Source organism: Agromyces sp. H66 (assembly GCF_004959775.1).
In the GTDB taxonomy this organism is placed as follows: domain Bacteria; phylum Actinomycetota; class Actinomycetes; order Actinomycetales; family Microbacteriaceae; genus Agromyces.
On the sequence record NZ_SJZG01000009.1, the window covers coordinates 93,189 to 116,791 of the forward strand.

25 protein-coding genes and 1 tRNA gene are annotated in these 23,603 nt (G+C 69.0%); 15 read left to right on the top strand and 11 right to left on the bottom strand.

From position 1 onward, the window contains the following. Positions 1-159: 159 nt before the first annotated feature. Positions 160-402, bottom strand: coding sequence for a hypothetical protein (locus tag EZM51_RS15115; protein WP_136709143.1), 243 nt, complete (start codon positions 400-402; stop codon positions 160-162). Between the two features lie 104 nt (positions 403-506). Further along, the gene (locus EZM51_RS15120) at positions 507-1,235 is read right to left on the bottom strand and encodes a transcriptional regulator (protein ID WP_349236068.1); all 729 of its coding nucleotides are present in this window, start codon (positions 1,233-1,235) and stop codon (positions 507-509) included. A gap of 86 nt (positions 1,236-1,321) precedes the next feature. Here EZM51_RS15120 and EZM51_RS15130 point away from each other — a divergent pair, with 86 nt between their 5' ends. Then, positions 1,322-2,773, top strand: a complete 1,452-nt coding sequence (locus tag EZM51_RS15130; RefSeq protein ID WP_349236069.1) for a PEP/pyruvate-binding domain-containing protein — start codon at positions 1,322-1,324, stop codon at positions 2,771-2,773. A gap of 67 nt (positions 2,774-2,840) precedes the next feature. Beyond that, positions 2,841-3,440 carry a histidine phosphatase family protein gene (locus EZM51_RS15135; RefSeq protein WP_136709146.1) on the top strand — a complete coding sequence of 200 codons (600 nt, stop codon included), beginning with the start codon at positions 2,841-2,843 and terminating at the stop codon, positions 3,438-3,440. An 83-nt stretch (positions 3,441-3,523) separates the two neighbouring features. On the opposite strand, the gene EZM51_RS15140 is transcribed toward EZM51_RS15135, so the two are convergent. Next, positions 3,524-3,610 (bottom strand) — tRNA-Leu (locus EZM51_RS15140). Between the two features lie 342 nt (positions 3,611-3,952). Here EZM51_RS15140 and EZM51_RS15145 point away from each other — a divergent pair. The 9 genes from EZM51_RS15145 to pknB all read left to right on the top strand — a co-directional run bounded on the left by EZM51_RS15145 (position 3,953) and on the right by pknB (position 16,166). Next, positions 3,953-4,783, top strand: a complete 831-nt coding sequence (locus tag EZM51_RS15145) for a beta-phosphoglucomutase family hydrolase (RefSeq protein WP_136709147.1) — start codon at positions 3,953-3,955, stop codon at positions 4,781-4,783. Beyond that, positions 4,780-7,290, top strand: a complete 2,511-nt coding sequence (locus EZM51_RS15150) for a glycosyl hydrolase family 65 protein (RefSeq protein WP_136709148.1) — start codon at positions 4,780-4,782, stop codon at positions 7,288-7,290. Before EZM51_RS15145 ends, EZM51_RS15150 begins: the two co-directional genes overlap by 4 nt. A 66-nt stretch (positions 7,291-7,356) precedes the next feature. Next, positions 7,357-8,100 carry a DUF3662 and FHA domain-containing protein gene (locus tag EZM51_RS15155; protein ID WP_136709149.1) on the top strand — a complete coding sequence of 248 codons (744 nt, stop codon included), beginning with the start codon at positions 7,357-7,359 and terminating at the stop codon, positions 8,098-8,100. Continuing rightward, positions 8,097-8,648: an FHA domain-containing protein gene (locus EZM51_RS15160; protein WP_136709150.1), complete on the top strand. Its 552-nt coding sequence runs from the start codon at positions 8,097-8,099 to the stop codon at positions 8,646-8,648. Before EZM51_RS15155 ends, EZM51_RS15160 begins: the two co-directional genes overlap by 4 nt. A gap of 3 nt (positions 8,649-8,651) precedes the next feature. Beyond that, the gene (locus EZM51_RS15165; RefSeq protein ID WP_136709151.1) at positions 8,652-9,884 is read left to right on the top strand and encodes a PP2C family serine/threonine-protein phosphatase; all 1,233 of its coding nucleotides are present in this window, start codon (positions 8,652-8,654) and stop codon (positions 9,882-9,884) included. After that, positions 9,877-11,280 (top strand): FtsW/RodA/SpoVE family cell cycle protein, encoded by a 1,404-nt coding sequence (locus EZM51_RS15170; protein WP_136709152.1) that lies wholly within the window; start codon positions 9,877-9,879, stop codon positions 11,278-11,280. Before EZM51_RS15165 ends, EZM51_RS15170 begins: the two co-directional genes overlap by 8 nt. Continuing rightward, positions 11,277-12,731: a penicillin-binding protein 2 gene (locus tag EZM51_RS15175; RefSeq protein ID WP_136709153.1), complete on the top strand. Its 1,455-nt coding sequence runs from the start codon at positions 11,277-11,279 to the stop codon at positions 12,729-12,731. The genes EZM51_RS15170 and EZM51_RS15175 overlap by 4 nt, the downstream gene beginning before the upstream one ends. Further along, on the top strand, positions 12,728-14,437 hold the full coding sequence (locus EZM51_RS15180; protein ID WP_136709154.1) for a protein kinase: 1,710 nt from the start codon (positions 12,728-12,730) through the stop codon (positions 14,435-14,437). The genes EZM51_RS15175 and EZM51_RS15180 overlap by 4 nt, the downstream gene beginning before the upstream one ends. A gap of 34 nt (positions 14,438-14,471) precedes the next feature. After that, the gene (gene pknB, locus EZM51_RS15185) at positions 14,472-16,166 is read left to right on the top strand and encodes a Stk1 family PASTA domain-containing Ser/Thr kinase (RefSeq protein ID WP_136709155.1); all 1,695 of its coding nucleotides are present in this window, start codon (positions 14,472-14,474) and stop codon (positions 16,164-16,166) included. Between the two features lie 14 nt (positions 16,167-16,180). On the opposite strand, the gene EZM51_RS15190 is transcribed toward pknB, so the two are convergent. The 3 genes from EZM51_RS15190 to EZM51_RS15195 are packed head-to-tail and all read right to left on the bottom strand — an operon-like array spanning position 16,181 to position 17,771. Continuing rightward, positions 16,181-16,819, bottom strand: coding sequence for a gamma-glutamyl-gamma-aminobutyrate hydrolase family protein (locus EZM51_RS15190; RefSeq protein ID WP_136709156.1), 639 nt, complete (start codon positions 16,817-16,819; stop codon positions 16,181-16,183). After that, a complete protein-coding gene (locus tag EZM51_RS20615; RefSeq protein ID WP_169053936.1) occupies positions 16,820-16,975 on the bottom strand; it encodes a hypothetical protein in 156 nt (51 codons plus the stop codon). A gap of 1 nt (position 16,976) precedes the next feature. Continuing rightward, complete coding sequence (locus EZM51_RS15195) at positions 16,977-17,771, bottom strand: class E sortase (protein ID WP_136709157.1); 795 nt, start codon at positions 17,769-17,771, stop codon at positions 16,977-16,979. 72 nt (positions 17,772-17,843) lie between these two features. On the opposite strand from EZM51_RS15195, the gene EZM51_RS15200 reads away from it, so the two are divergent. Beyond that, positions 17,844-18,083 carry a cell division protein CrgA gene (locus EZM51_RS15200; RefSeq protein ID WP_136709158.1) on the top strand — a complete coding sequence of 80 codons (240 nt, stop codon included), beginning with the start codon at positions 17,844-17,846 and terminating at the stop codon, positions 18,081-18,083. Positions 18,084-18,272: 189 nt separating this feature from the next. On the opposite strand, the gene EZM51_RS15205 is transcribed toward EZM51_RS15200, so the two are convergent. After that, a complete protein-coding gene (locus EZM51_RS15205; protein WP_248305682.1) occupies positions 18,273-18,986 on the bottom strand; it encodes a rhomboid family intramembrane serine protease in 714 nt (237 codons plus the stop codon). Positions 18,987-19,149: 163 nt separating this feature from the next. Beyond that, on the bottom strand, positions 19,150-19,689 hold the full coding sequence (locus EZM51_RS15210) for a peptidylprolyl isomerase (RefSeq protein WP_136709160.1): 540 nt from the start codon (positions 19,687-19,689) through the stop codon (positions 19,150-19,152). Positions 19,690-19,808: 119 nt separating this feature from the next. On the opposite strand from EZM51_RS15210, the gene EZM51_RS15215 reads away from it, so the two are divergent. Beyond that, on the top strand, positions 19,809-20,321 hold the full coding sequence (locus EZM51_RS15215; protein ID WP_136709161.1) for a hypothetical protein: 513 nt from the start codon (positions 19,809-19,811) through the stop codon (positions 20,319-20,321). Between the two features lie 86 nt (positions 20,322-20,407). Here EZM51_RS15215 and EZM51_RS15220 read toward each other — a convergent pair whose 3' ends face one another. Further along, positions 20,408-21,142 carry a WYL domain-containing protein gene (locus EZM51_RS15220; RefSeq protein WP_211195935.1) on the bottom strand — a complete coding sequence of 245 codons (735 nt, stop codon included), beginning with the start codon at positions 21,140-21,142 and terminating at the stop codon, positions 20,408-20,410. 64 nt (positions 21,143-21,206) lie between these two features. Between EZM51_RS15220 and EZM51_RS15225 the strand changes: the two genes are divergently transcribed. Together EZM51_RS15225 and EZM51_RS15230 are read left to right on the top strand one after the other, a co-directional pair. Next, complete coding sequence (locus EZM51_RS15225) at positions 21,207-21,500, top strand: hypothetical protein (RefSeq protein WP_136709163.1); 294 nt, start codon at positions 21,207-21,209, stop codon at positions 21,498-21,500. 667 nt (positions 21,501-22,167) lie between these two features. Continuing rightward, on the top strand, positions 22,168-22,419 hold the full coding sequence (locus EZM51_RS15230) for a DUF3300 domain-containing protein (protein WP_136709164.1): 252 nt from the start codon (positions 22,168-22,170) through the stop codon (positions 22,417-22,419). Between the two features lie 189 nt (positions 22,420-22,608). Here EZM51_RS15230 and EZM51_RS15235 read toward each other — a convergent pair whose 3' ends face one another. Together EZM51_RS15235 and EZM51_RS15240 are read right to left on the bottom strand one after the other, a co-directional pair. Continuing rightward, complete coding sequence (locus EZM51_RS15235; protein ID WP_136709165.1) at positions 22,609-23,055, bottom strand: NUDIX hydrolase; 447 nt, start codon at positions 23,053-23,055, stop codon at positions 22,609-22,611. Positions 23,056-23,103: 48 nt separating this feature from the next. Beyond that, on the bottom strand, positions 23,104-23,580 hold the full coding sequence (locus EZM51_RS15240; RefSeq protein WP_136709166.1) for a MarR family winged helix-turn-helix transcriptional regulator: 477 nt from the start codon (positions 23,578-23,580) through the stop codon (positions 23,104-23,106). Between the last annotated feature and the right edge of the window lie 23 nt (positions 23,581-23,603).

Below are 23,603 nucleotides of genomic sequence, written 5' to 3' on the forward strand. Positions count from 1 at the left end.
CCGTGCCGAAAGCTGCACGTCGCGCCGGACGCCTCGGACTTCGACCGCCTGCGCCAGCTCGGCGAGCTGCGCTCCGTGGTCGAGTCGGAGGCGTCCGCCGCTACCTCGCCGAGGCGTACACGGGCTGCCCGTTCGAGACCGAGCTCTGAGGTCGCGGCGTCACACGACGACCGCCGCACGCTCCTGGGGCCGACGGCGGGCGGGACATCCTCGTCGCCTGTCTCGCCGGCCTCGCTCACGCCCCGCCCGCCGCTTCGCGCGCTTCTCCCACTGCGACAGCGCGACCGCGAGCAGCAGCGCCAGGCCGTAGAAGAGGTCGTCGACCCAGCGTGGCGAGCCCGCGAGCTGCAGCCCGTTGATGCCGACGGCGAGCACGTAGAGCGCGACCACCGTGCCGAACACATTGAAGCGTCCGAGTGCGGCGGCCGTGGGTCCGCGGCATCGGAACCTGAGAGAGCACCGTCGGCGGTCGTTCGAGATGCCTGCCGGTGCTGCGAGCGAGGGTCTCAGTACTCCGTCCTGCGGTCGATGCCGAGGGTCGCCACGAGGTCTTCGTGGAGTTGGAACCAGACGCGATGGCAGGAGTCGATGTCGGTCCTGTCTACCCATCCGTTCTGGCCGACCTGCGCGCGGCGGAGTGCCGCGTCGAAGCGGGCGTCGCATCCGGCGAACCTCGTGAGCACGCCGGCCAGTCGCTCGATCAGTGGAGTGAGGGCGGCGCTGAGGGCGGCGAGTTCATCGAGGATACGGGCGTCCCAGGCGGGGTCGGTGTGGTCGTTGGGAGCGAGGCGGTCTTCGCTGGTGGGTTTGACCTGCCAGTCGGTGCATGCTCGCACGAATCGTGCGTTGATCGGGAGGAAGTCGCGGTAGACCGCCACGATTGCGTCGCCGGGGTCGGCGCTTGAGCGCTCGTCGGCGAGCTGGCGCTCGTTCTCGATTCTGCCTTCCTCGGTGAGTGACCATCCTTCGAGGCCCGCGAACGAGTTGTATTGCACCCAGCCGTGTTGCTCCGCATCGTGCAGAATGTCGATCGTCTCCTCGTGACCGACCCCGGCACGCTCGGCGATCGCGGCGTTGTCTGCAAGGCCCAGGAGCCGCACCCCGTGCAGCACCAGCAAGGACGGCGGTGAGGGCCGGGTCATGCTCGGTCGCCCTGCCGGGTGGTGAGTCTGCTGAAGTGCTGGTGGCACGCCTGGGGAGAGCGGAAGCCCATCGCCTCGGCGATCTGCGCCCACGTCAACCCCGCAGCTCGGGCCGTGAACAGCAACCCGGTCTCCACGCCCTCGACTTCGGCCCGCGCTGCCGGAAGGAGAGCGAGCGCGTGGAGCAGATCATCGGGAGAGAGGTGAGCGGAGCGCCAGAGCGCGAACTGCGTCAACTCCACGGCCGTGGGCGGTACCGGTTCAGGCCGCCACGGGCGAGCGCTCAGCCCATCGGCGCCAAGCGTGAGAAGCCGGTCCTGCGCGTCGCGTTCTCGGCGCGCCTGCGCGTGGTCCCTCTCGGCCGACAGGTCGAATTCGTGCTTGCGTTCCATGCATCCATCCTCGAGAATCAACATATTGTTGTCAACAAAACGTTGATGGTTGAGGTTGTGGTCACGACTCTACGGAACGCGAAAGCGGACACCTGCGGCGGCAAGGCGGCGTCGCTGTCGACCATGCTGCGAGCGGGTCTGCCGGTGCCAGACGGTTTCGTCGTGCCATTTGCCGCCTACCGCGCCGCTCGGAGTGACGCCGGCTTCTCGGTGCCCGAGGCGTTGCGGGAGGTGCTCGCGCGGCGCCTTGCCGAGCTGGGCGACCCTCCGGCAGCCGTGCGCTCATCGGCCGCGGACGAGGACACCGCCGGCGCGTCGGCGGCCGGCCAGTACGAGAGCGTGCTGGCCGTGCACGGCGCGCAAGCGGTCGCGGAGGCGATCCGGGTCTGCTGGGCGTCGTCGTCCTCGGCACGCGCCACCGAATACTGGCACCACCGGAACAGCGGCGCCGTGGACGGCGATCGGGACATGGCCGTGCTCGTCCAACGGATGATCGACGCCGAAGTGTCCGGCGTGATGTTCACTCCAGCCCGGCCCGAGGACGGCATTCGGATCGAGGCATCGTGGGGCCTGGGGGTCAGCGTCGTCGGGGGCAGCGTCACCCCCGACACCTATGAGGTGGCAACAGACGCAACCATCCGGCGCACCATCGTGCGCAAGACGACACGCCTGGACCGCGATCGCCGCGGCGGCCTCACCGCCTCCGACGTGCCCGAGCTACAGCAGACACTCCCGACACTGGACGATGCGGCCGTCACGACCCTCACGGCTCTTGGACGCAGGATCGCGGGGCTTCTCGGTCAGCCCCAGGACATCGAATGGGCGATCGCAGACGGACAGGCGTGGATTCTCCAGGCGAGGCCGATCACCGCGTCCCTCCCTTCGCTGCCGGCACAGACCACCCCGACGGAAGGCGCGTCTCTGGCCGGGTCGCCGGGAGCCCACGGCGTCGTCACCGGGATCGCCCGCGTCCTGCGCGGCCCATCCGACTTCGCCCGCGTCCAGCCCGGAGACATCGTGATCTGCCCCTACACCGACCCCGCATGGACGCCCTTGTTCCGCGTCGTCGCCGCTGTCGTCACGGAGACCGGCGGGGTGCTCTCACATGCGGCGATCGTGGCCCGTGAGCATGGCATCCCCGCCGTCCTCGGCGTGCCACAGGCCACCGCCCGGATCCACGACGGCACCCGAATCACCGTCAACGGCACCGAGGGAACCGTCACCGCTGCACAGGACTGACGCCGACCACGCATTCAACAGAAAGGAAACGGGGCGATGGCGTAAGGCGCCGAGCTCCTGACAACTCATGGCGACACGACATCTCTACATCGCACGACATGGCGACGCCGACGCATTCGGCGAGCTCACCGACACCGGCCGCGAGCAGGCAAGACTCCTCGGCCAGCGCCTCGCCCACCTTCCCATCGACGCGGTATGGCACTCCCCGCTGCCGCGCGCCGCCGACACCGCACAGCAGGTGGTTGCCCAACTCCGGTCAGGAGCGTCTGTCGCTGAAGCTGCGGAGCTTGTCGACCATGTGCCGTATCTGCCGACGCCCGAGGAAACGCCCCGCGCCTGGGTGCGGTTCTTCGACGGCTACGACCTCGCAGAAGCCGCCGCCGGCAACCGGATCGCGCAGAGCCTGACCGCCCGGTTCGCCTCGCCACCCGAGCAGGCCGACGATGTGCACGAAGTGCTCATCACGCACACCTACCCGATCGCATGGCTCATCCGCGACGCCCTCGACGCGCCCCCGGCACGGTGGCTCGGCCTCAACAGCGCCAACACCGCGCTCACCGTCATCGAGTACCGTCCCGGCATTTCTGGCATCACCATGTTCAACGACATGAGCCACCTCCCCGCCGAACTCCGCTGGACCGGATTCCCCAACGCCGCCCGGCCCTGACCCTCGATCGTCTGCGTTCCCGCGACAACGCCCAACTCGTCCCCACTGCTCGCAGGCCGATCGCCCAGGGGCCGAATTCACACTGGTGCGCGAGGGGGGACTTGAACCCCCACACCCTTGCGAGTACTGGCACCTGAAGCCAGCGCGTCTGCCAATTCCGCCACTCGCGCACGTGGGGCGCACCGAAGTGCGCCAACCAACCGAGGTTATCACCCCGACCCCGGGAATCGCCATTCGGCGGCGGCCGGCGCCGGCTCGCGACATCCACTGCTCCGGTTGCAGGGCGAATCACGCGACACGCGGTGTCCGCACGGCGCGTCGCGAGGTTCTTCCTTCGACTCGAAGAATGCAGGCCGAGCGACCCTTCGGGATTGCTTCGAGTTCCGCTGCCACTTGCGCTCGCCCCGGCGCACGGGAATAGCATCGATCAGCGGGTCCGGTGCCCCGACCGACACGATGAGAGGACGACCGTGACCTCGCCCGACGCCTCCCCAGACATTCCCCCGGAATCCATGACTCCCCCTGCCTCGTCTTCCGACCCCCGCGACGTCGACCTCAGCGGCATCCGCGGCTACCTCTTCGACCTCGACGGCGTGCTCACGCCGACCGCCGTCGTGCACATGCACGCCTGGTCGCGCCTGTTCACGCCGTACCTCGAAGAGCACGGCGCCGCGCCGTACACCGACGCCGACTACTTCGCCCACATCGACGGCAAGCCCCGCTACGACGGGGTGCGCAGCCTGCTGGCCAGCCGCGGCATCGTCGTGCCCGAGGGCGAGGTGACGGATGCCCCGTCCGCCGACACCGTGCACGGACTCGGCAACCGCAAGAACGACGCCTTCAACGCCACGCTCGCCGAGGAGGGCGTCGAGGCCTACCCGGCGAGTGTCGCGTTCCTCGACGCCGTACAGGCGAGCGGATGCCACGTGGCCGTCGTCTCGAGCTCGAAGAACGCGCCCGCCGTGCTCGAGGCCGCCGGCCTCGCCGACCGGTTCGAGGTCGTCGTCGACGGGGCCGTGGCCGCGCGGGAGGGCCTGCCCGGCAAGCCCCAGCCCGACACATTCGAGCGCGCCGCCGAACTGCTGGGGCTGCCGACCACCGTGTGCGCGGTCGTCGAGGACGCCGAGTCCGGCGTGAAGGCGGGAGCCGCGGGCGAGTTCGGCATCGTGATCGGCGTCGACCGCGGCGTCGGGCGCCACACGCTCGCCGAACTCGGCGCCGACGTGATCGTCGACGAGCTCGATGAGCTCATTCCCGCGGTCGAGCGCGCCGCGGCAACCGCTTCGACGGGCTCAGCGACCGAGGCCGCATTCCCCAGCACGATCCGGGAGGAACCGGTATGAGGTTCGCTGATCATGATCCGTTGAATCGGACTCGGTTCCCGGTCGATGAGTGGGCGTTGGTCGAGCACGAGTTCGGTGAGGACGACATGGGTCGTACCGAGACGTTGTTCGCGGTGGGTAACGGGTACCTGGGGTTGCGGGGCAATGTCGAGGAGGGCCGGGACGGTCATTATCACGGCACGTTCGTGAACGGGTTCCACGAGACGTGGCCGATCCGGCATGCGGAGGAGGCGTTCGGGTTCGCGCGGGTCGGGCAGACGATCGTGAACGTCCCGGACGCGAAGATCATCCGCCTGTACGTCGATGACGAACCGTTGGTGCTGACCGAGGCCGAGTTGCTGTCGTATGAGCGGCGGCTGGATTTCCGGCTCGGGACGTTGAACCGGTCGATCCAGTGGCGTACCCCGTCGGGCAAGCGGGTGCTGATCACGAGCCGGCGGATGGTGTCGTTCACCGACCGTCACCTCGCGGTCCTGGACTACGAGGTCGAGTTGCTCGACGCGGATGCCGCGGTCACGATCACGTCCCACATCCTGAACCGGCAGGACGGTCGTGACGAGTACCGGTCCGGGGTGCCCGAGACGGCGGCCGGGTTCGATCCGCGGAAGGCGGAGCAGTTCAACGAGCGGGTCCTGCAGCCGCGCTATCAGCGCGCCGAGAACGCGAGGTACCTGCTCGGCTACCAGACCACGAACTCGGGCATGGCGATCGCGGTCGGCGCGGAGCACTCGATCGCGACCGAGAACCCGTACACCGAGACCGGCTCGATCGGCGACGACCTCGCCAAGCACATCTACCGGGTGCACGCCAGCCGCGGCAACCCGATCCGGATCACGAAGACGATCACGTACCACACCGCCCGCAAGGTGCCCTCCCGGGAGCTCGTCGACCGCGCCGACCGCACCCTGGACCGGGCCGCGGAACTCGGCGTCGCGGAGGTCTTCGACCAGCAACGCGCCTGGCTCGATGACTTCTGGACCCGCTCCGACGTCGAGATCGCCGACCAGCCCGCGATCCAGCAGGCCACCCGCTGGAACCTGTTCCAACTCGCGCAGGCCACCGCCCGCACCGACGGCGGCGGCGTCGCCGCGAAAGGGGTCTCCGGCTCCGGATACGGCGGCCACTACTTCTGGGACAGCGAGATCTACGTCCTCCCGTTCCTCTCCTACACCGCCCCGATCGTGGCCCGCAACGTGCTCCGCTTCCGGCAACGCATGCTCGACGCCGCCCGCGCCCGCGCGATGGAACTGAACCAGCACGGCGCCCTGTTCCCCTGGCGCACCATCAACGGGCAGGAATCATCCGCGTACTACGCCGCCGGGACCGCGCAGTACCACATCGACGCGGACATCTCCTACGCCCTCTGCCAATACGTCGCCGCGACCGGCGACGAGGACTTCCTCGCCCGCGGCGCGATCGACATCCTCGTCGAAACCGCACGCATGTGGGAAGACCTCGGCTTCTGGCGCTCCAACGCCGACGACGTGTTCCACATCCACGGCGTCACCGGACCCGACGAATACACCACCGTCGTCAACGACAACCTCTACACCAACGTCATGGCCCGCGCGAACCTCGCCGCCGCCGCGGCCGCGGTCGACAACCTCCAGATCCACGACCCCATCGCGTACCACAAACTCGTCCAACGCCTCGGCGTCACCCCCGGCGAAGTCGCCGGCTGGCGCCGAGCGGCCGCGCACATGCACATCCCCTACGACCCGCAACTGGGCATCCACCCCCAGGACTCCGCGTTCCTGCAGAAAGAACTCTGGGACCTCGAGAACACCCCCGAAGACCGCCGCCCCCTGCTCCTGCACTACCACCCCCTCGTCATCTACCGCTTCCAAGTCCTCAAACAAGCCGACGTCGTCCTGGCCCTCTACCTCCAAGGCGACCGCTTCACAAGCGACGACAAACGCGCGAACTTCGAGTACTACGACCCCCTGACCACCGGCGATTCCACCCTCTCCGCGGTCGTGCAATCCATCATCGCCGCCGAAGTCGGCTACCACGAACTCGCGATCCGATACTTCCGCTCCGCCCTGTTCGTCGACCTCGCCGACCTCCACAACAACACCGCCGACGGCGTCCACGTCGCCTCCACCGGCGGCGTCTGGTCCACCCTCGTCGCCGGCTTCGGCGGATTCCGCGACCACAACGGCACCATCACCTTCGACCCACGCCTACCCGACGACTGGACCCGCCTCACCTTCCGCATCACCCTCCACGGCACCCGCATCCGCACCACCCTCGAACCCGACACCATCACCTTCACCATCGAAACCGGCGACCACGCACACGTCCGCGTCCGCGGCACCGACATCCACATCACCCCAGACGCACCCGTCACCATCCCCCTCGACGGACAAGGACCACGCCTCTACGGCGCCCCCACCATGCGCGACGTCACCGGCACCCGCCGCGCCGACGGCACCCTGCTCACCGCATCGATTCCCACGCTGTCGCTCGACGTGGACGAGGAGGAATTGTCCTTGGGCGTGGACTGAGCGGGGGCGTTCCCAGCCGCTCGGGCTACCATGTCACACAATCACGGAAACCGGATCGGGAGACCTGTGGGCCTACTGGACAACTTCGAGAAGGGTCTCGAGCGCGCCGTCAACGGCGCATTCGCGAAGACCTTCCGCTCGGGGCTGCAACCCGTCGAGATCACCGCGGCACTCAAGCGCGAGATCGACACGAAGGCGGCGGTCGTCTCACGCGACCGCGTCCTCGTGCCGAACACGTTCTCGGTGCGGATGTCGCCGGCCGACCATGACCGCATGGCCGGACTCGGTCCCGCCCTCATCGACGAGCTCACCGATCTCGTGCAGAAGCACGCCGCGAGCCAGCGCTTCCAGTTCGCGGGCGGCATCTCGATCGCGCTGCAGTCCGACCCCGGCCTCACCGAGGGCATGGTGCAGGTCGACTCACGCAACGTGAAGGGGCAGGTCGCCTGGACCCCGGTGCTCGACGTGGGCGGCACCCGCTACCCGATCCTCAAGGGCCGTACCGTCATCGGCCGCGGCAGCGAGGCCGATGTCACGCTCGACGACTCCGGGGCGTCGCGCCGCCACGCCGAGGTGCAGTGGGACGGCACGCGCGCCCGCGTCCGCGACCTCGGCTCCACGAACGGCACCCAGCTGAACGGCGCCCCGGTGAAGGACGCCGTGCTGGAACCCGACTCCGTCATCACCATCGGCCGCTCCCGCATCGTCTTCCGCGTCCTCGCCCAGGCGTCCGCCCCGGCTCCCGGGGGGCGTTCCGACCCCGCCACCCAACGCCATGACATGGGCGGATTCTGGGGGCCCGGCGAATGAGCGAACTCACCCTCCTGGTCCTCCAGCTCGGATTCCTCCTGCTGCTCTGGGTCTTCGTCTTCGCGATCGTGTACGCCCTCCGCAGCGACCTCTTCGGCCAACGGGTGCGCAAGCTCCAGCCCGATGCCGCCGCCGCGGCGCCGGTCGCGGCATCCGCCTTCCCGAGTGCCGGCGGCTCCGCCGGCGTGGCGACCGAGGCCGTCTCCCACCCGGCCGCACCGGCGTCCGGCCCCGGCGGCGAGACCGCGTCGACCGAGAACGCCGCACGGCTCGTGATCACGAGCGGCCAGAAGGCCGGTGCCGAGTTCCCGCTCGGCCGCGACGAGATCACGATCGGCCGCTCCAGCGACTCGGCGATCATCATCCGCGACGACTACACCTCCACCCACCACGCCCGACTCATGCTGTGGAACGGCCGCTGGATGATCCAGGACCTCGATTCCACGAACGGCACCTTCCTCAACGGCTCCCGAGTGACCGTGCCGACCCCGATCCCGCTCGGAGCCACGGTGAAGGTCGGAGCGACGACGTTCGAGCTGCGGCGGTAGCCCATGGCGACGGTCAAGGCGAGCGCCGCGGTCTCGCACGTCGGGCGCATCCGCTCGAACAACCAGGACTCCGGCTACGCCGGACGCCACCTCTTCCTGGTGGCCGACGGCATGGGCGGCCACGCCGGCGGCGATGTGGCGAGCGCGATCGCGACGACCCGCATCGCCGACGCCGATCAGGAGTACCCCTCGGCACCGGATGCCGCGGCCGCCCTCGAGGGCGCCCTGGTCGCCGCCAACCGGCAACTCGCCGAGACCGTGGCCGAGCACTCGGAGCTCACCGGCATGGGAACCACGGTGAGCGCGCTGCTCGTGCAGGGCGACCGGGTCGTGATCTCGCACATCGGCGACTCGCGCATCTACCTGCTGCGCTCGGGCGAGCTCAGCCAGATCTCCACCGACCACACGTTCGTGCAACGGCTCGTCGACGCCGGGCGCATCACGGCCGAGGAGGCGATGGTGCACCCGCGGCGCTCGGTGCTCATGCGCGTGCTCGGCGACGTGGAGAGTTCGCCCGAGATCGACTCGATGGTGCTGGACACGCGCCCCGGCGACCGCTGGATGCTCTGTTCCGACGGCCTGTCCGGCGTGGTCTCGTTCGAGGACCTGCACGAGTTCCTCTCGGCCGACACCGGGGCGAGGCAGGTCGCCGACCGGCTCGTGAAGGCCTCCCTCGACGGGGGCGCGCCCGACAACGTCACCGTCGTGGTGGTCGACATCGGCGAGCCCCCCGCGCCGGCGACGCCGCCACTCGTGGTCGGCTCGGCGGCGGCCCCGCTCGCGTTCGGCGCGGCGGCGGAACCGGTGCGACCCCGGGGCATCCGCCTGGCGCCGTTCCGGCCGCACCCCGTGCAGGAGACGCACTTCGAGCCCGACTCCGAGGACTACTTCGACGAGATCATCGAAGAGGACGAACGTCGGCGTCGGCGTCGGCGCTTCATGTGGACCTTCTGGATCGTCCTGCTCATCGGGGCCATCGTGACGACGTTCGTGCTCGGCTACCAGTGGACGCAGACGCGCTACTATGTGGGCGAATCGAACGGCAGGGTGGCCATCTTCCAGGGCATCCAGCAGGACCTCGGCCCCATCTCGCTGCACGAGCTCCACACCGAGACCACGATCGACATGGCCGACCTGCGAACCTACGACCAGCAGCGCGTGGAGCAGACCATCAGTGCGGGCTCATTCGCCGAGGCCTACCGCATCGTGCAGCGACTGGAGGAATCCGTTGACTGACCAGCGAACCGCGGGCGGGGTCTCGACCGGTACGCCGCCGGGCGGCGTGCGGCGGATCCGGGTCCCCCAGCGACTCCGCAACACCGAGCTGTGGCTCCTGCTCCTCGCATGCCTCATCAATGTCGGCGCCATCGTGCTCGTGCAGCTCGGCGCCCTCGGCCGCATCGACACGCAGGTCGTGCTCCTCGGCGCCGGCCTGTCGGTGCTCGTGTTCGGCCTGCACGTCGCGATGCGCTTCGTGGCGCGCGACGCAGACCCGCTCCTGCTTCCCGTGGCCACCCTGCTCAACGGGCTCGGCATCGCGATGATCTACCGCATCGACATCGCCGATGGCGAATCCGGCTGGGAGAGCGCCTCGGTGCGACAGATCGTGTGGAGCGCGATCGCGATCGTCGCGGCCATCGCGACGATCCTCGCGCTGCGCAACCATCGCGTGCTGTTCCGCTACACCTACCTCTCCGGCCTCGTCGCCATCGTGCTGCTGCTGCTGCCGCTCGTGCCCGGCCTCGGCAAGGCGGAAGGCGGCGCCCAGGTGTGGATCCAGTTCGGGAACGTCGCGTCGTTCCAGCCGGGTGAGATCGCGAAGATCGCCCTCGCCGTGTTCTTCGCGGGGTATCTGGTGCGCAACCGCGACTCGCTCTCGATGGTCGGCCGGACCGTGCTCGGCATGCGGTTCCCGCGCGCCCGCGACCTCGGCCCGCTGCTCGTGGTGTGGGCGCTGTCCATGGCCGTCATCGTGTTCCAACGCGACCTCGGCACCGCCCTGCTCTACTTCGGCCTGTTCCTGGTCATGCTCTACGTGGCGACGAGCCGGCTCTCCTGGGTCGTGCTCGGGCTCAGCCTCTTCATCGGCGGCGCCATCGTCGCGAGCCAGACGCTCGATTACGTCGGCAACCGGTTCGCGAACTGGCTCGACCCGTTCAATCCCGAGCGATTCGACCAGGACTTCGGCGGCAGCTACCAACTCGTGCAGGGCCTGTTCGGACTCGCGAACGGCGGATTGATCGGCACGGGCTGGGGCCAGGGCCGGCCCGACATCACCCCGGTCCCGCAGAGCGACTACATCATCGCGAGCCTCGGCGAAGAGCTCGGCCTCGCGGGCATCTTCGCGATCCTCGCCCTGTACGCGTTGTTCGTCGCCCGCGGCTTCCGCATCGGGTTCGCCGGACAGGACGACTTCGGCAAGCTCCTCGGCGTCGGCCTCGCCTTCGTCATCGCGCTGCAGGTCTTCATCGTCGTCGGCGGCGTCACGCGCGTCATCCCGCTCACCGGTCTGACCACGCCGTTCCTCGCGGCCGGCGGCTCGTCGCTCGTGGCGAACTGGATCATCGTGGCGCTGCTGCTCCGACTCTCCGATACCGTGCGCAACCATCCGAGGCTGGTGATCGACGGATGAACCGCGAACTCAAGCGCGTGACGATCGTGGCGCTGCTCATGTTCCTGACCCTGTTCGTCTCGACGACGATCATCCAGTACGTGCAGGCCGACGCCCTCGCGGCGGACCCCCGGAACTCGCGCACGCTCTACGAGAGCTACTCGGTCGAGCGCGGGCCGATCCTCGTGAACGGCACGCCGGTCGCGTTCTCGCAGGCCTCCGACGATCTCTACAAGTTCCAGCGCGTCTACGCCAACGGTCCCCTCTATGCGCCCATCACCGGCTACATCCCGGTGAACGGCGAGGCGACCGGCCTCGAGGCGTCGCTCAACTCCTATCTCAGCGGCCAGTCGTCGAGCCAGTTCTTCGACCAGCTCAATCGCCTCATCTCCGGGCAGGACCCCATGGGGGCTTCCGTCGACGTCACCATCGACCCCGTGCTGCAGCAGGCCGCGTGGGACGCCCTCGGCGACTACACGGGCGCGGTGATCGTCACGGAGCCGGCCACCGGGCGCATCCTCGCCATGGTGACCAAGCCCACGTTCGACCCGAATGCGATGGCCGTACACGACGGGGCCCAGGTGCAGGCCACCTACGAGGGGCTGCTCGCCGATCCGGGCGACCCGCTGTTCAACCGGGCGACCGGCGGCGACATGAACCCGCCCGGTTCGGTGTTCAAGCTGGTCGTCACGGCGGCCGCGCTCGAATCGGGCCGCTACACGCCGCAGTCGACCTTCCCCAACCCCGCGACGCTCACCCTGCCGGGCACCGACTCGGTGGTGCGCAACTCGGGCGGCGGCACGTGCGGGCCGGGTGCCGAGGTCACGCTCGCCGACGCGCTGCGACTCTCGTGCAACATCCCGATGGCGGAGCTCGGCATGGAGCTCGGCGATGCCGCGATCCGCGAGCAGGCCGAGAAGTTCGGCTTCAACACCGAGTTCGAGATCCCCAACTCCACCGAGGCGAGCACGTACCCCCGGGCGCTCGATGAGCCGCAGACCGGGCTCAGCGCGTTCGGCCAGTACACGGTGCGTGCGACGCCGCTCCAGATGGCCATGGTGTCGGCCGCCATCGCCAATGGCGGCATCGTCATGAACCCGAACATGGTGGACGCGATCACGGCTCCCGACTTCACGCCGCTGCAGCAGTTCGAGGGCTCGGAATTCGGCCGGGCGATCAGCCAGGACACGGCCGACACGATGGTGCAGATGATGGTCAACGGCGTCGAGAACGGGGCCGCGAGTAATGCAAGAATAGACGGCGTCAGCGTGGCCGGTAAGACGGGTACTGCAGAGAACGGCGAGAGTGACCCCTACACTCTCTGGTTCACGGGTTTTGCCCCCGCCGACAGCCCTCAGTATGCGATCACGGTACTCGTGGAGGATGGCGGGGGACTTGGTCAGGAGGGGTACGGCAATCTCATCGCCGCACCCGTCGCAAAGCAGGTACTAGAGGCGGTGCTGAACACATGAGACCGAGCGCAGGGCTCACCTTCGGAGGGCGCTACGAACTGCAGTCCCGGATCGCCATCGGCGGCATGGGTGAGGTGTGGCAGGCCACCGATCTCGTCATCGGCCGTCAGGTCGCGATCAAGATCCTGAAGGACGAGTACCTCGGCGACCCCGGCTTCCTCGAGCGGTTCCGCGCCGAGGCCCGGCATGCCGCGCTCGTGAACCACGAGGGCATCGCGAACGTCTTCGACTACGGCGAGGAGGAGGGCAGCGCCTACCTCGTCATGGAGCTGGTGCCCGGCGAGGCGCTCTCGACCATCCTCGAGCGTGAGCACGTACTCTCGACCGACAAGGTGCTCGACATCGTGGCGCAGACCGCGGCCGCGCTGCAGGCCGCGCACGCCGCGGGCCTCGTGCACCGCGACATCAAGCCCGGCAACCTGCTCATCACGCCCGACGGACGGGTGAAGATCACCGACTTCGGCATCGCCCGCATCGCCGACCAGGTACCGCTCACCGCCACCGGCCAGGTCATGGGCACCGTGCAGTACCTCTCGCCCGAGCAGGCGTCGGGCCACCCGGCGTCGCCGACCACCGACATCTACTCGCTCGGCATCGTCGCCTACGAAGCCCTCGCCGGCCGCCGGCCGTTCACGGGCGAGTCGCAGGTCGCGATCGCCATGGCGCAGATCAACGAGACGCCGCCCGACCTTCCGGTCACGGTATCCGAGCCGGTGCGCAACCTCGTGTACTCGTCGATCGCGAAGAACCCGGCCGACCGTCCGCAGTCGGCCGCGCACCTCGCGCGCGCCGCGACGGCGCTCCGTCGCGGCGACGTGCAGGCCGCCGCCGCGGCCGTTCCCGCCGTGCTCGGCGCCGGCGGCATCACCGCGGCGACGATGCTCATGCCCCAGCCGGGCGCCACGGCCGCGACCACGGTGCTGCCGGCGGCCGCAGGGGGCGGCATGAGCACGACCGAGACGGTCGAGGAGGAGCCGGCCCAGCGCAAGCGCAGCCCGTGGACCTGGCCGCTCATCGTGCTCATCGCGATCCTCGCGATCGTGCTCATCGGCACCATCATCGCGCTCGCGCTGAACCAGGGCGACCGGAACCCTCCCGCCTCGACGTCGGCCCGTCCGACGGCGACGGGCACTCCGACCCCGACGGCGACCACGCCGTCCACCACCGAGGCGCCGCAGACGATCCAGGTCGACCGCAACTCCTACATCGGCATGCACATCGACGATGCGGCGGCGGCGATCGAGGCGCTCGGCCTGCCCGTCACGCGTCAGGCGGGGGCCCCGGCCACGGAGCCAGGGCTCGCGAACACCGTCTCCGAGGTGAACCCGAGCGGGCCCGTGCAGCCCGGCACCAACATCACGCTCACCTACCTCACCGACCCCGTCGCCCCGAGCGCGCCGAGCGACCCGCCGACGACCGACGACAACCCGGTTCCGGCCGACGTCGGGCAGATCACCGTCAGCTGGAACGCCCAGTCGTGCCCTGCCGGGCAGACCCTCAGCGGATACGAGGTCGCGGTCACGGGTGACGCGTCCGTTCCGAACAACCCGGTCTTCGGACCCGGCACGACGAGTGCGCAGATCAACGTCGACAACACCCCCGGCGGATCGTTCGACGTCACCTTCCGCTACTTCTGCGGTCAGCTCGACTCGCCGTTCTCACCGGCCCTGACGGTCCAGATCGAGCAGGCCAACGGGAACGGCTGACGGACGACGTGGACGTACGGGACGGAGCTGCACGGTGAGCGATGAAGGACGCGTGCTCGCGGGACGATACCGCGTGGGTGCGCTCATCGGGCGCGGCGGCATGTCCGACGTGCACGTCGGCACCGACGCCCGTCTCGGCCGTCAGGTCGCGATCAAGCTCCTGAAGCCGCAGCTCGCGACCGACCCGGCGTTCCGGATGCGGTTCCGCCAGGAGGCGCAGTCGGCCGCGCGAATGGCGCACCCCACGATCGTCCGCGTGTTCGACGCGGGCGAGGAGACCGTCGTCGATTCGGCGGGTCACGAGGTGCAGTTGCCCTTCATCGTCATGGAGTACGTCGAGGGGCGGCTCCTGAAGGACATCATCCACGAGGGTCCGCTCGAGCCGATCGCGGCCGTGCGCGTCATCGACGGCGTGCTCACGGCGCTCGAGTACTCGCACCGTGCGGGTGTGGTGCACCGCGACATCAAGCCCGGCAACATCATGATCACCTCGACCGGCCAGGTGAAGGTGATGGACTTCGGCATCGCGCGCGCGGTCTCCGATTCGGCGACGACGGTCGCCCAGACGACGGCCATCCTCGGCACCGCATCGTACTTCTCGCCCGAACAGGCGAAGGGCGAGACGGTCGACGCCCGCACCGACCTGTACTCGACGGGCGTGGTGCTCTTCGAGATGCTCACCGGGCGGCCGCCGTTCCGTGGCGACACGCCGGTGGCCGTCGCCTACCAGCACGTCAGCGAACGGCCGGTCAAGCCGAGCGTCATCAACCCGAAGGTCTCACCCGCGCTCGACGCGGTCGTCTTGCACGCGCTCACGAAGAACCGTGACGAGCGCTATCAGACGGCCGCCGAGTTCCGCGCCGACGTCGACGTCGCGGCGACCGGTCGGGTCCCCGTGCACCAGCAACCCGATGAGGCGACCCTGTTGTTCGGCGCGCCGACGGGGGCCCTGTCGACGTCGGAACTCGCACTGCGCCAGCTCACCGAGGACGAGACGATGACTCGCACCCAGCGTCGTCCCCCCGCGGTCTGGATCTGGTCGGGCATCATCGGGGTCGTCGTGATCGTCGTCGCCGTCATGTACTGGGCGTTCAACCTGCAACCGACCGACGACCTGCCGTCGAACGCACGCGAGATCCCGGCGCTGGCGGGCGTGACGTACGAGGAGGCGGTGCGGCAACTCCAGGAACTCGGGCTGCCGGCGAGCCGCATCGACGAGACGAGCGACACCGTCGCGGCCGGCCAGGTCATCCGCACCGACCCGCCCGCCGCCGAGATCGTCGACGCCGGTACCGCCGTGACCATCTGGGTATCGTCAGGTCGCGAGGCCGTGACGGTGCCCGACCTGCGCAACAAGTCCCTCGAGCAGGCGAAGACCGACCTGCAGGCGGTCGGGTTGGTCCCCGGCACCGAGACGCGGGAGAACTCGCCGTCCGTGCCCGCCGACACCGTGCTCGGCACGTCGCCCGAGGCGGGCAGCTCCGTCGAGGCGGAGTCGACCGTCGACTTCCGCATCTCGAGCGGGATGGTCACGCTCACCGACCTCACGGGGCAGACGCTGTCGGCGGCATCCTCGTACCTGTCGGCCGAGAACCTGCAGCTGAATCCGATCCCGAAGCCCGACCCGTCGTGCAAGTCGCAGCCCGGCTCGCCCGTGACGCAGCAATCGCTGCCTCCCGGCGACGTGCCGCAGCGGTCCGACGTCGAGCTCACCTACTGCGCCGGCTGACGGCGCGGCGGGCGTCAGCTCGCGCGAACCAGGGGATGCAGGTGCACCGCGCGTTCGCGGGCTTCGGGCATCCCGGCCTCTGCGAGCCAGTTGCCGAGCATCCGATATCCGCCCTCGGTGAGCACCGACTCGGGGTGGAACTGCACGCCGAAGATGGGCGCGGACTCGTGGCGGAGGCCCATGATGACGCCGCCCTGGGTGCGGCTCGTGACCACGAGCTCGGGCGGCACCGTGTCGTCGACGACGGCGAGGGAGTGATACCTCGTGGCGGTGAACGGCTGCGGCACGCCCGCGTAGAAGTCGCTGTCGTCGTGCGTGATGCTCGACGTCTTGCCGTGCATGAGTTCCTCGGCGTTCGTCACCACGGCACCGAACGCCTCGGCGATCGCCTGGTGCCCCAGGCAGACGCCGAGGAGGGGCTGGCCCGTGGCGAGCGCTGCCTCGACCACCGGGATGGAGACTCCGGCATCAGACGGCTTCCCGGGTCCGGGCGAGATGAGCACGGCGTCGTACTCCGCGATGCGCGCGGGCACGTCCTCGGGCGCGATCGCGTCGTTGCGCACCACTTCGGTCTCGGCGCCGAGCTCCTGCAGGTAGCCGTTCAGCGTGTAGACGAAGCTGTCGTAGTTGTCGATGACGAGTACTCGGGTCATTCACTCCACCGTGACTTCGATCGGATTGACGATGCCGTCGACCCATGGGAACACCCATGTGAAGAGCGCGAACACGACGGCCGCGGCGATCAGCAGGAGCAGGATGATCCGCACCCACACCGGCCCGGGAAGCACCCGCCAGAGTGCAGCGTACATGTCAGGACTCCCAGCTCTCGACGATGTCGGCGATCTCGGCGGGCGCACCGGCGGTGCTCGGCTGCCATGACTCGAGCACGCCGTACGCGATGATGCGTTCCGCCGTCGAGTACAGCGGATTGCAGCTCGTGAGCGTGATGATGCGGTCCGACGGCTCCAGGTCGGGGTGGTGCGGCACCGGGGCGAGCACTTCGACGGTCTCGGGCGTCACGTACTCGAGGTCGCGGAACCGGTAGGTGTACCAGCCGTCGCGGGTCTGGATGTAGATGGCGTCACCGAGTCGGAGTTGCTCGATCTCGTGCATGCCGCCGCCGTACGCGCTGCGATGCGACGCGATCGCGAAGTTGCCCACCTCACCCGGCATCTGCGTGTCGGGGTAGTGGCCGACCCCGAGTTCGGTGCTGTTCAGCACGTCGAGTCCGACGCCCTCGGCGATGCGCCGCTGGGAATCCTCGCCGAAGCGCGGCACGTACATGATCGCGAACGGATCGCCGTTGTCGAACGAGGCGGCCGCGACCACGGGGTCTCCGTAGTCTTCGGCGGCGGGCGGAGCGTCGTCGGCACGGGCGGCCCGCGCCTCTTCGAGCCATTCCGCGCTGAGACCGGATGCCGCGGTCGACTGCTGGCCGGCCATGATCGCGTCGTTCCACCAGAGTTGCCAGCCGAGGAACAGCAGGATCAGCGCGCCGGCCGTGAGCAGGACCTCGCCGAGCACGCCGACGACGCTGACGGGCCGTCGGCCGCCCGAGGTCGCCGCACCCCGCGCGGGTGACGGTTCGGGCTGCTCGTCGGACATAGGAGCGATTCTATTCCCGCGTGCACAGAACCCGGCTGGGAGTCATCGGCCCACTCGGATAGAATCGCCCGCATGGCACGTACGAAACCCCCGAAGCCCGCGCGCGCAGAGCCGGTGAGCGGCGAAGAGGCACCGAACCCCGTCTGGTTCAAGCCGGTGATGTTCGGATTCATGCTCGTCGGCCTCGCCTGGATCATCGTGTTCTACGTGAGCCAGGGCCGTCTGCCCGTCGCAGACCTCGGCTCGTGGAACATCCTCATCGGCTTCGGCATCGCCTTCGTCGGCTTCCTCATGACCACACGCTGGCGCTGAACCGACGGATTCCGACGGTGGGCGGATGCTGCGGCATCCGCCCACCGTCGCGTTCTCCACAGGTTCTCCACATGCCGATCGCCCCACGTCCCCTGAACTGGCGTCAATTACAGGCGTGTAACTCTCCCCAACTGTGGACGGTGTTGTGGATAACTTCGTCCACCCCCGAGGGCCGCCTCAGCGCCCGCGTCAGGCGATGGGCAGGTAGAAGTAGCGCAGACTCAGCACGACGAGCACGGCGACGAGTGCGACGAGGAGCCAGACCTGCATCGCCTGCTGCGAGCGCTTGCGGGTCTCGACATAGATCAGGCCGACGAGCGCACCGGCGACCAGGCCGCCGAGGTGAGCCTGCCAGGCGATGTTGAAACCGGGGATGAACCCGATCACGAGGTTGATGCCGAGCAGCACGAACAGCTGCGTCGTCTGGCCGCCGAGCCGGCGCTGGATCACGAGGAACGCGCCCATGAGCCCGAAGACGGCACCGGATGCCCCGACCACGCCGGTGCGCAGGTCCCCGAGCCAGAGCACGCCGACCGACCCGGCGAATCCGGCGATCAGGTACAGCGCCAGGAACCGCCACCGACCGAGCAGCCCCTCGAGCAGCTGGCCGAAGATCCAGAGGATGTACATGTTGAGCAGCACGTGGAAGAGCAGTCGCGTCGAGTGCACGAACACCGACGTGAGCATGCGCCACGGCTCGAAGTTGAACGGCAGCGAGTACACCCCGGCGTAGAGCAGCCGATCGGTGACCGCGAGACCCGGGATCAGCTGCAGCAGGAAGACCGCGAGCGTGATGCCGATGAGGGTATACGTCACGACCGGCGCGCCACGCCCCGCCGCCGAGCGCACGCGCGTGATCACGGCGGGCTTCGTGCGCGGTGCGGACGCGCGCTGCTCGCGCATGCACTCGGGACAGATCACCCCGACGGGCGCCTGTGTCTGGCATTCGGGGCAGATGGTGCGCCCGCACCGCTGGCAGAGGATGTAGCTCGGGCGGTCGGGGTGCCGATAGCAGAAGCCCGGGCGATCGGCTCCGGCGTCGGCTCCGGCGTCGCTCACCGCGGTGTCAGGCCTGCTCGATGGTGATGCTCTCGATCACGACGTCCTCGAGAGGACGGTCGCGTCCGTCGGTCGGAACCGAGGCGAGCTTGTCGACGACGGCCTGGCTGGCGGCATCCGTCACCTTGCCGAAGATGGTGTGCTTGCCCTGCAGCCACGTGGTCGGGCCGACGGTGATGAAGAACTGCGAACCGTTGGTGCCGCGCCCGCCCTGGATGCCGGCGTTGGCCATGGCGAGCATGTACGGCTCGGTGAAGTCGAGCTCGGGGTTGATCTCGTCGTCGAACTGGTAGCCGGGGCCGCCGATCCCCTGGCCGAGCGGGTCGCCGCCCTGGATCATGAAGCCGGGTATGATGCGATGGAAGACCACGCCGTCGTACAGCGGGGCGTTCGACGTGGCACCGGTGCGGGGGTGGGTCCACTCGATCTCACCCGTCGCGAGGCCGACGAAGTTCTTGACGGTCTTCGGCGCGTGGTGCCCGTAGAGGTCGATCTTGATCGGTCCGTGGTTGGTGTTGAGGGTCGCGACAGCGGTGTGGATCGGCATTCCCTTATTCTGTCACGCGCTGATTCGTCAACCGGCATGCAGGTTTGGGACTCCCACCCCGCTTCCAGCCGTTTCGGTGGCAAGATGGAGGGGTTCGCTGCACAACGATGGAGGTCGAGATGAGCCTGTCACGCAAGCGTCGGAAGGAACTCAAGCGACTGCGCAGTAGTGCGGAAGAACTCTGGGGGGATCAGCAGCACGTGCTCGCGGAGGCGAATGCCGTCGCGCGGGAGGCGAGCCGAGTGCTCGGCAACGTCACCCGTGAAGAGGTCGTTCCGCGCGTGCGCACGGGCTACGAGAGCTACGTGCGTCCCGGCGTCGAACAGGCCCGGGGTGCGATCGAACGCACGGCCGGCAACGTGCTCGGTTCCGTGCTGTCGATCGGAGACATCGCGAACGACACCCGGGTGCGTCGCGCGATCGCCCGGGTCTCACCGCGAGCGGCCGCCGTGGCCGAGAAGAATCGCGGTCCGGGCGTCGGCACCTACCTCTTGATCGGCGCCGCCGTGGTCGTGGCGGCCGGCGTCGCCTACGCGGTATGGCAGACGTTCCGCGCCGACGACGAGCTCTGGGTCGCCGACGACGAGCCGGCGCCGACCACGCCGCCGTCGAGCACGACTCCCGCCGCCTGACCCCGGGTTCCTCAGCGCTTCTCGCGAGGCCCCGTCCCTCCTCGGGACGGGGCCTTCGTGTTGCCCGCGCGGTTGCGGGCACTCATTCAGAGGGCCCTGGCCGTCGCCTCGCCCGCGGTGAGGAACCGATCGTCACGGCGGAGTCCGAACCGATCCGGCAGGAGGCGGATGTCCCTGATCCTGTCGATCCTGAAGGTGCGAACGTCGTCGCGCAGTCGATCCCACGCGAGCACGTACCAGACCGGGACGCTGTAGTAGAGGTAGTGAAGCTCGATCTCGCGGTCGGTGATGCCGGCCCGCTGATCCTGGTACGTGATGACGGCGACCCGTCGGTTGGCGAAGGCGTCGAGCAGCGGCCGGGTGACCGAGTCCGGAGGCGCGGCGTAACTCGCGAGCACCCCCGCCGACGCGTGAGAGCCGACCAGGATCCGGGATCGGATGGCACGGATGCGTCGCTCCTGCGCGGGCGCGAACGACGTGGCGATCTTGCGCGCGATCGCATGCGTGTCGCCGAGGAGGATGGGTGATCCGACCTTCTCGGCGATGGTCAGGCTCACCAGCAGGCCGATGGCCTCGAGCTCGCTGAGGTGCACCCGGCCGAGCGACCAGCCGTGCTCCAGCCGAAGCCCGCCGCCGCGTCCCCGGTCGCTCTCCACCGGGATCCCCTGTTCGCGAAGGAACGCCAGATCCCGGTGCAGTGTCCGGGCGCTCACGTCCAACTCGGAGGCCAGCTCGGCGACGGTCGTGTGATCCCGACCGCCGAGCAGGGACTTCAGGGACTCCAGCCGCTCGGCCCGGCTCGTGCCTCGGCTGCCACCCATCATTCAAATATGACATTCAGTGGCATATTCGCCAATAGCATCCCTGACGAGGAAAGGAGAGGCCATGCAGATCGCACTGGCGCCATTCACGCTCAAACCCGGGATCACCGAGGAGGGGCTGCTCGATGCATCGGACGAGTTCGAGGAGGGATTCGTCCGGCACCAGGACGGAATCCTGCGACGGATCCTCGTCCGTGACCCCAACGGCGGGTACGCCGACATCGTGTTCTTCGAGAGCCGCGACGCGATGGAACGGGTCATCGCCGCCGAGGAGGACGACGAGGTGTGCGCACGGTTCATGTCGATGATCGACGACGGTCAGGCGGGCGAGTTCGAGGTCCTCAAGACCTACGAGTAACGGCCCGAGCGGGGATCGTGTCGGAGGATAGGCCGTTCACCCGCGACGGCAACCCTGATCGCTTCTCGAGTTCGGCGGGCGGTGGGCCACGATCCCGGCTCACCGCCCGCACCCCGCGCCCGGCGAGCCATTCAGCACCCTCTGCCGGTATCCGGCGGGCGCCACCGGCGATTTCCACGAATCTGGGAAATCGCCTTGCATTCGCGCTGAGATTCCCGCTAGTCTCTTGATTCGGCACTTCACGCCGCGACAGAGAGGAGTTGATACCCATGATGACGAGCCACATCTTCCTTGAGCCGCACACGGGCGTCCTCCTCGCCTACACGTCGGCCTGCTAGCGGGCTTCGACCTCTCGCGCCTTCGCGCCTGACGTCCCTCCGCCCGCTCGGGCGTGACACCTGCGGCTCCCGCCGCGACATCCGCCGATCTCGTCGCAACGACTGAGACGATCTCCGGATGCCTCGCCGGCACCGGACCCCGTCGCCACGCACCGGCCCCGCCCGCGGCGCACATTCGCGCGCCCTCGCTGCCTCCCCCGCGCACGCTCGCGTTGATCCGTCCGAGCGCACGCTTCCCGCACCAGCGCACCATCACGGATCACTCACCCCGAGCGGCAACGGCCGATCGGGTCATCCACACCGCAACATCCGAATCAGAAGGAATTATCGTGAACGCGAATCCCCTCGCCGCCGGCACGACCCGCCAGGGTCAGACCGTCGAACTCAGTACCCAGGCACGCCGGCTGCGCCAGCGCGTGGCACGTCGCGCCGGCCTGGCGCTGCTCGCCTGGAGCCAGCGCCAGGACGAGCGCCGTACCTCCAGCGCCGTGCAACTGCGTCGGCAGGCCGAGCGCGCAGGCAACCTCGCCCGTGACGACCAGTTCCAGCGGCTCGCCCTGCTGGGCAGCCCGATGGCGTGACGAGCATGGGTACCGAACACACCGAACCCCCGCGGATCGCGACTCCATGGACGATGGGGATGCGAGCCGCGGGGGATCCGGCTGCGCACGGCGGCGGCGAGAGCGCACCGACCATCGGGTCGCTGCGTTGTCGCCGCCGCCGTGCGGCGTTCAGGCCGTCGCGACCGTCGGGGAAGCCGGGGACTTCGCTCAGGGCTCCGCGCGCGGCACACCGTCGGCCGGCTCCTCGGCGTTGAGCCGAAGCGCGATGTCGAGCAGGCTTACCCGCTTCAGGCCGGGCACCTGATCGAGCGGGAACCACCGGGCCTCGTCGCTCGATCCGCCGATCTCGTTGCGCAACTCACCGCTGACGACGCTCGCGCGGTAGACGATGCGCATCGCGTACAGGGGCACCCGACCCGTGTGCCGCTTCGCGGCGGGCACCACCATGGTGTCGATGCCGAGCAGCCGGTCGATGGATGCCTCGTAGCCGGTCTCCTCGAGGATTTCGCGTGCCGCGGCCTGCACCGGATGCTCCGCGCCGTCGACGCCACCGCCGGGCAGCGTCCATCCGGAGCGACCGTGCTCGTTCCAATGCGCCAGCAGGATCTGCCCGTCGCGGATGATCACCCCGTACGCGGCGATGCGGATGTCCATCCCGTCACTGTACCTCTCGGACCGGGCCGGCCCCGGGTGACGACGGCGTCACCAGCCTCGCGTGGGCGTGGGGCCGGGGAGCCGCTCGAGGATGCGGCGGCTGAGGCGTTCGAGCATCTCCGCCTCGCCGGGCTCGAGCACATCGGCGAAGTACTCTCGTACGGCGCGGAGGTGGTCGCCGGTGGCCGCTCTGATCGCCGCGAACCCGTGATCGGTGGCGATGACGTCGGTGCCCGACCTCTCATCGGCCGGCGTGCGGCCGACGAGTCCGCGAGATTCCATCCGACTCACGTGGTGCGAGAGTCGCGAATAGGACCACTGCAGGTGCAGCATCAGATCCTTCATCGGCATCCGACGATCAGGACTCGCTGCCACGGAGGAGAGCACGTCGTAGTCCTGCATCGAGAGTGGGCTCGATGCGGCGAGCCGCCGCGCGAGCTGCGCATCGATCTGTCGGGACATCAGTCGCATCGACGCCCAGGCCCGCAGATCCTGCTCGGCGAGCCGTCGTTCATCCGTGCTCATGCAGTCACCGTACCACGACTTGA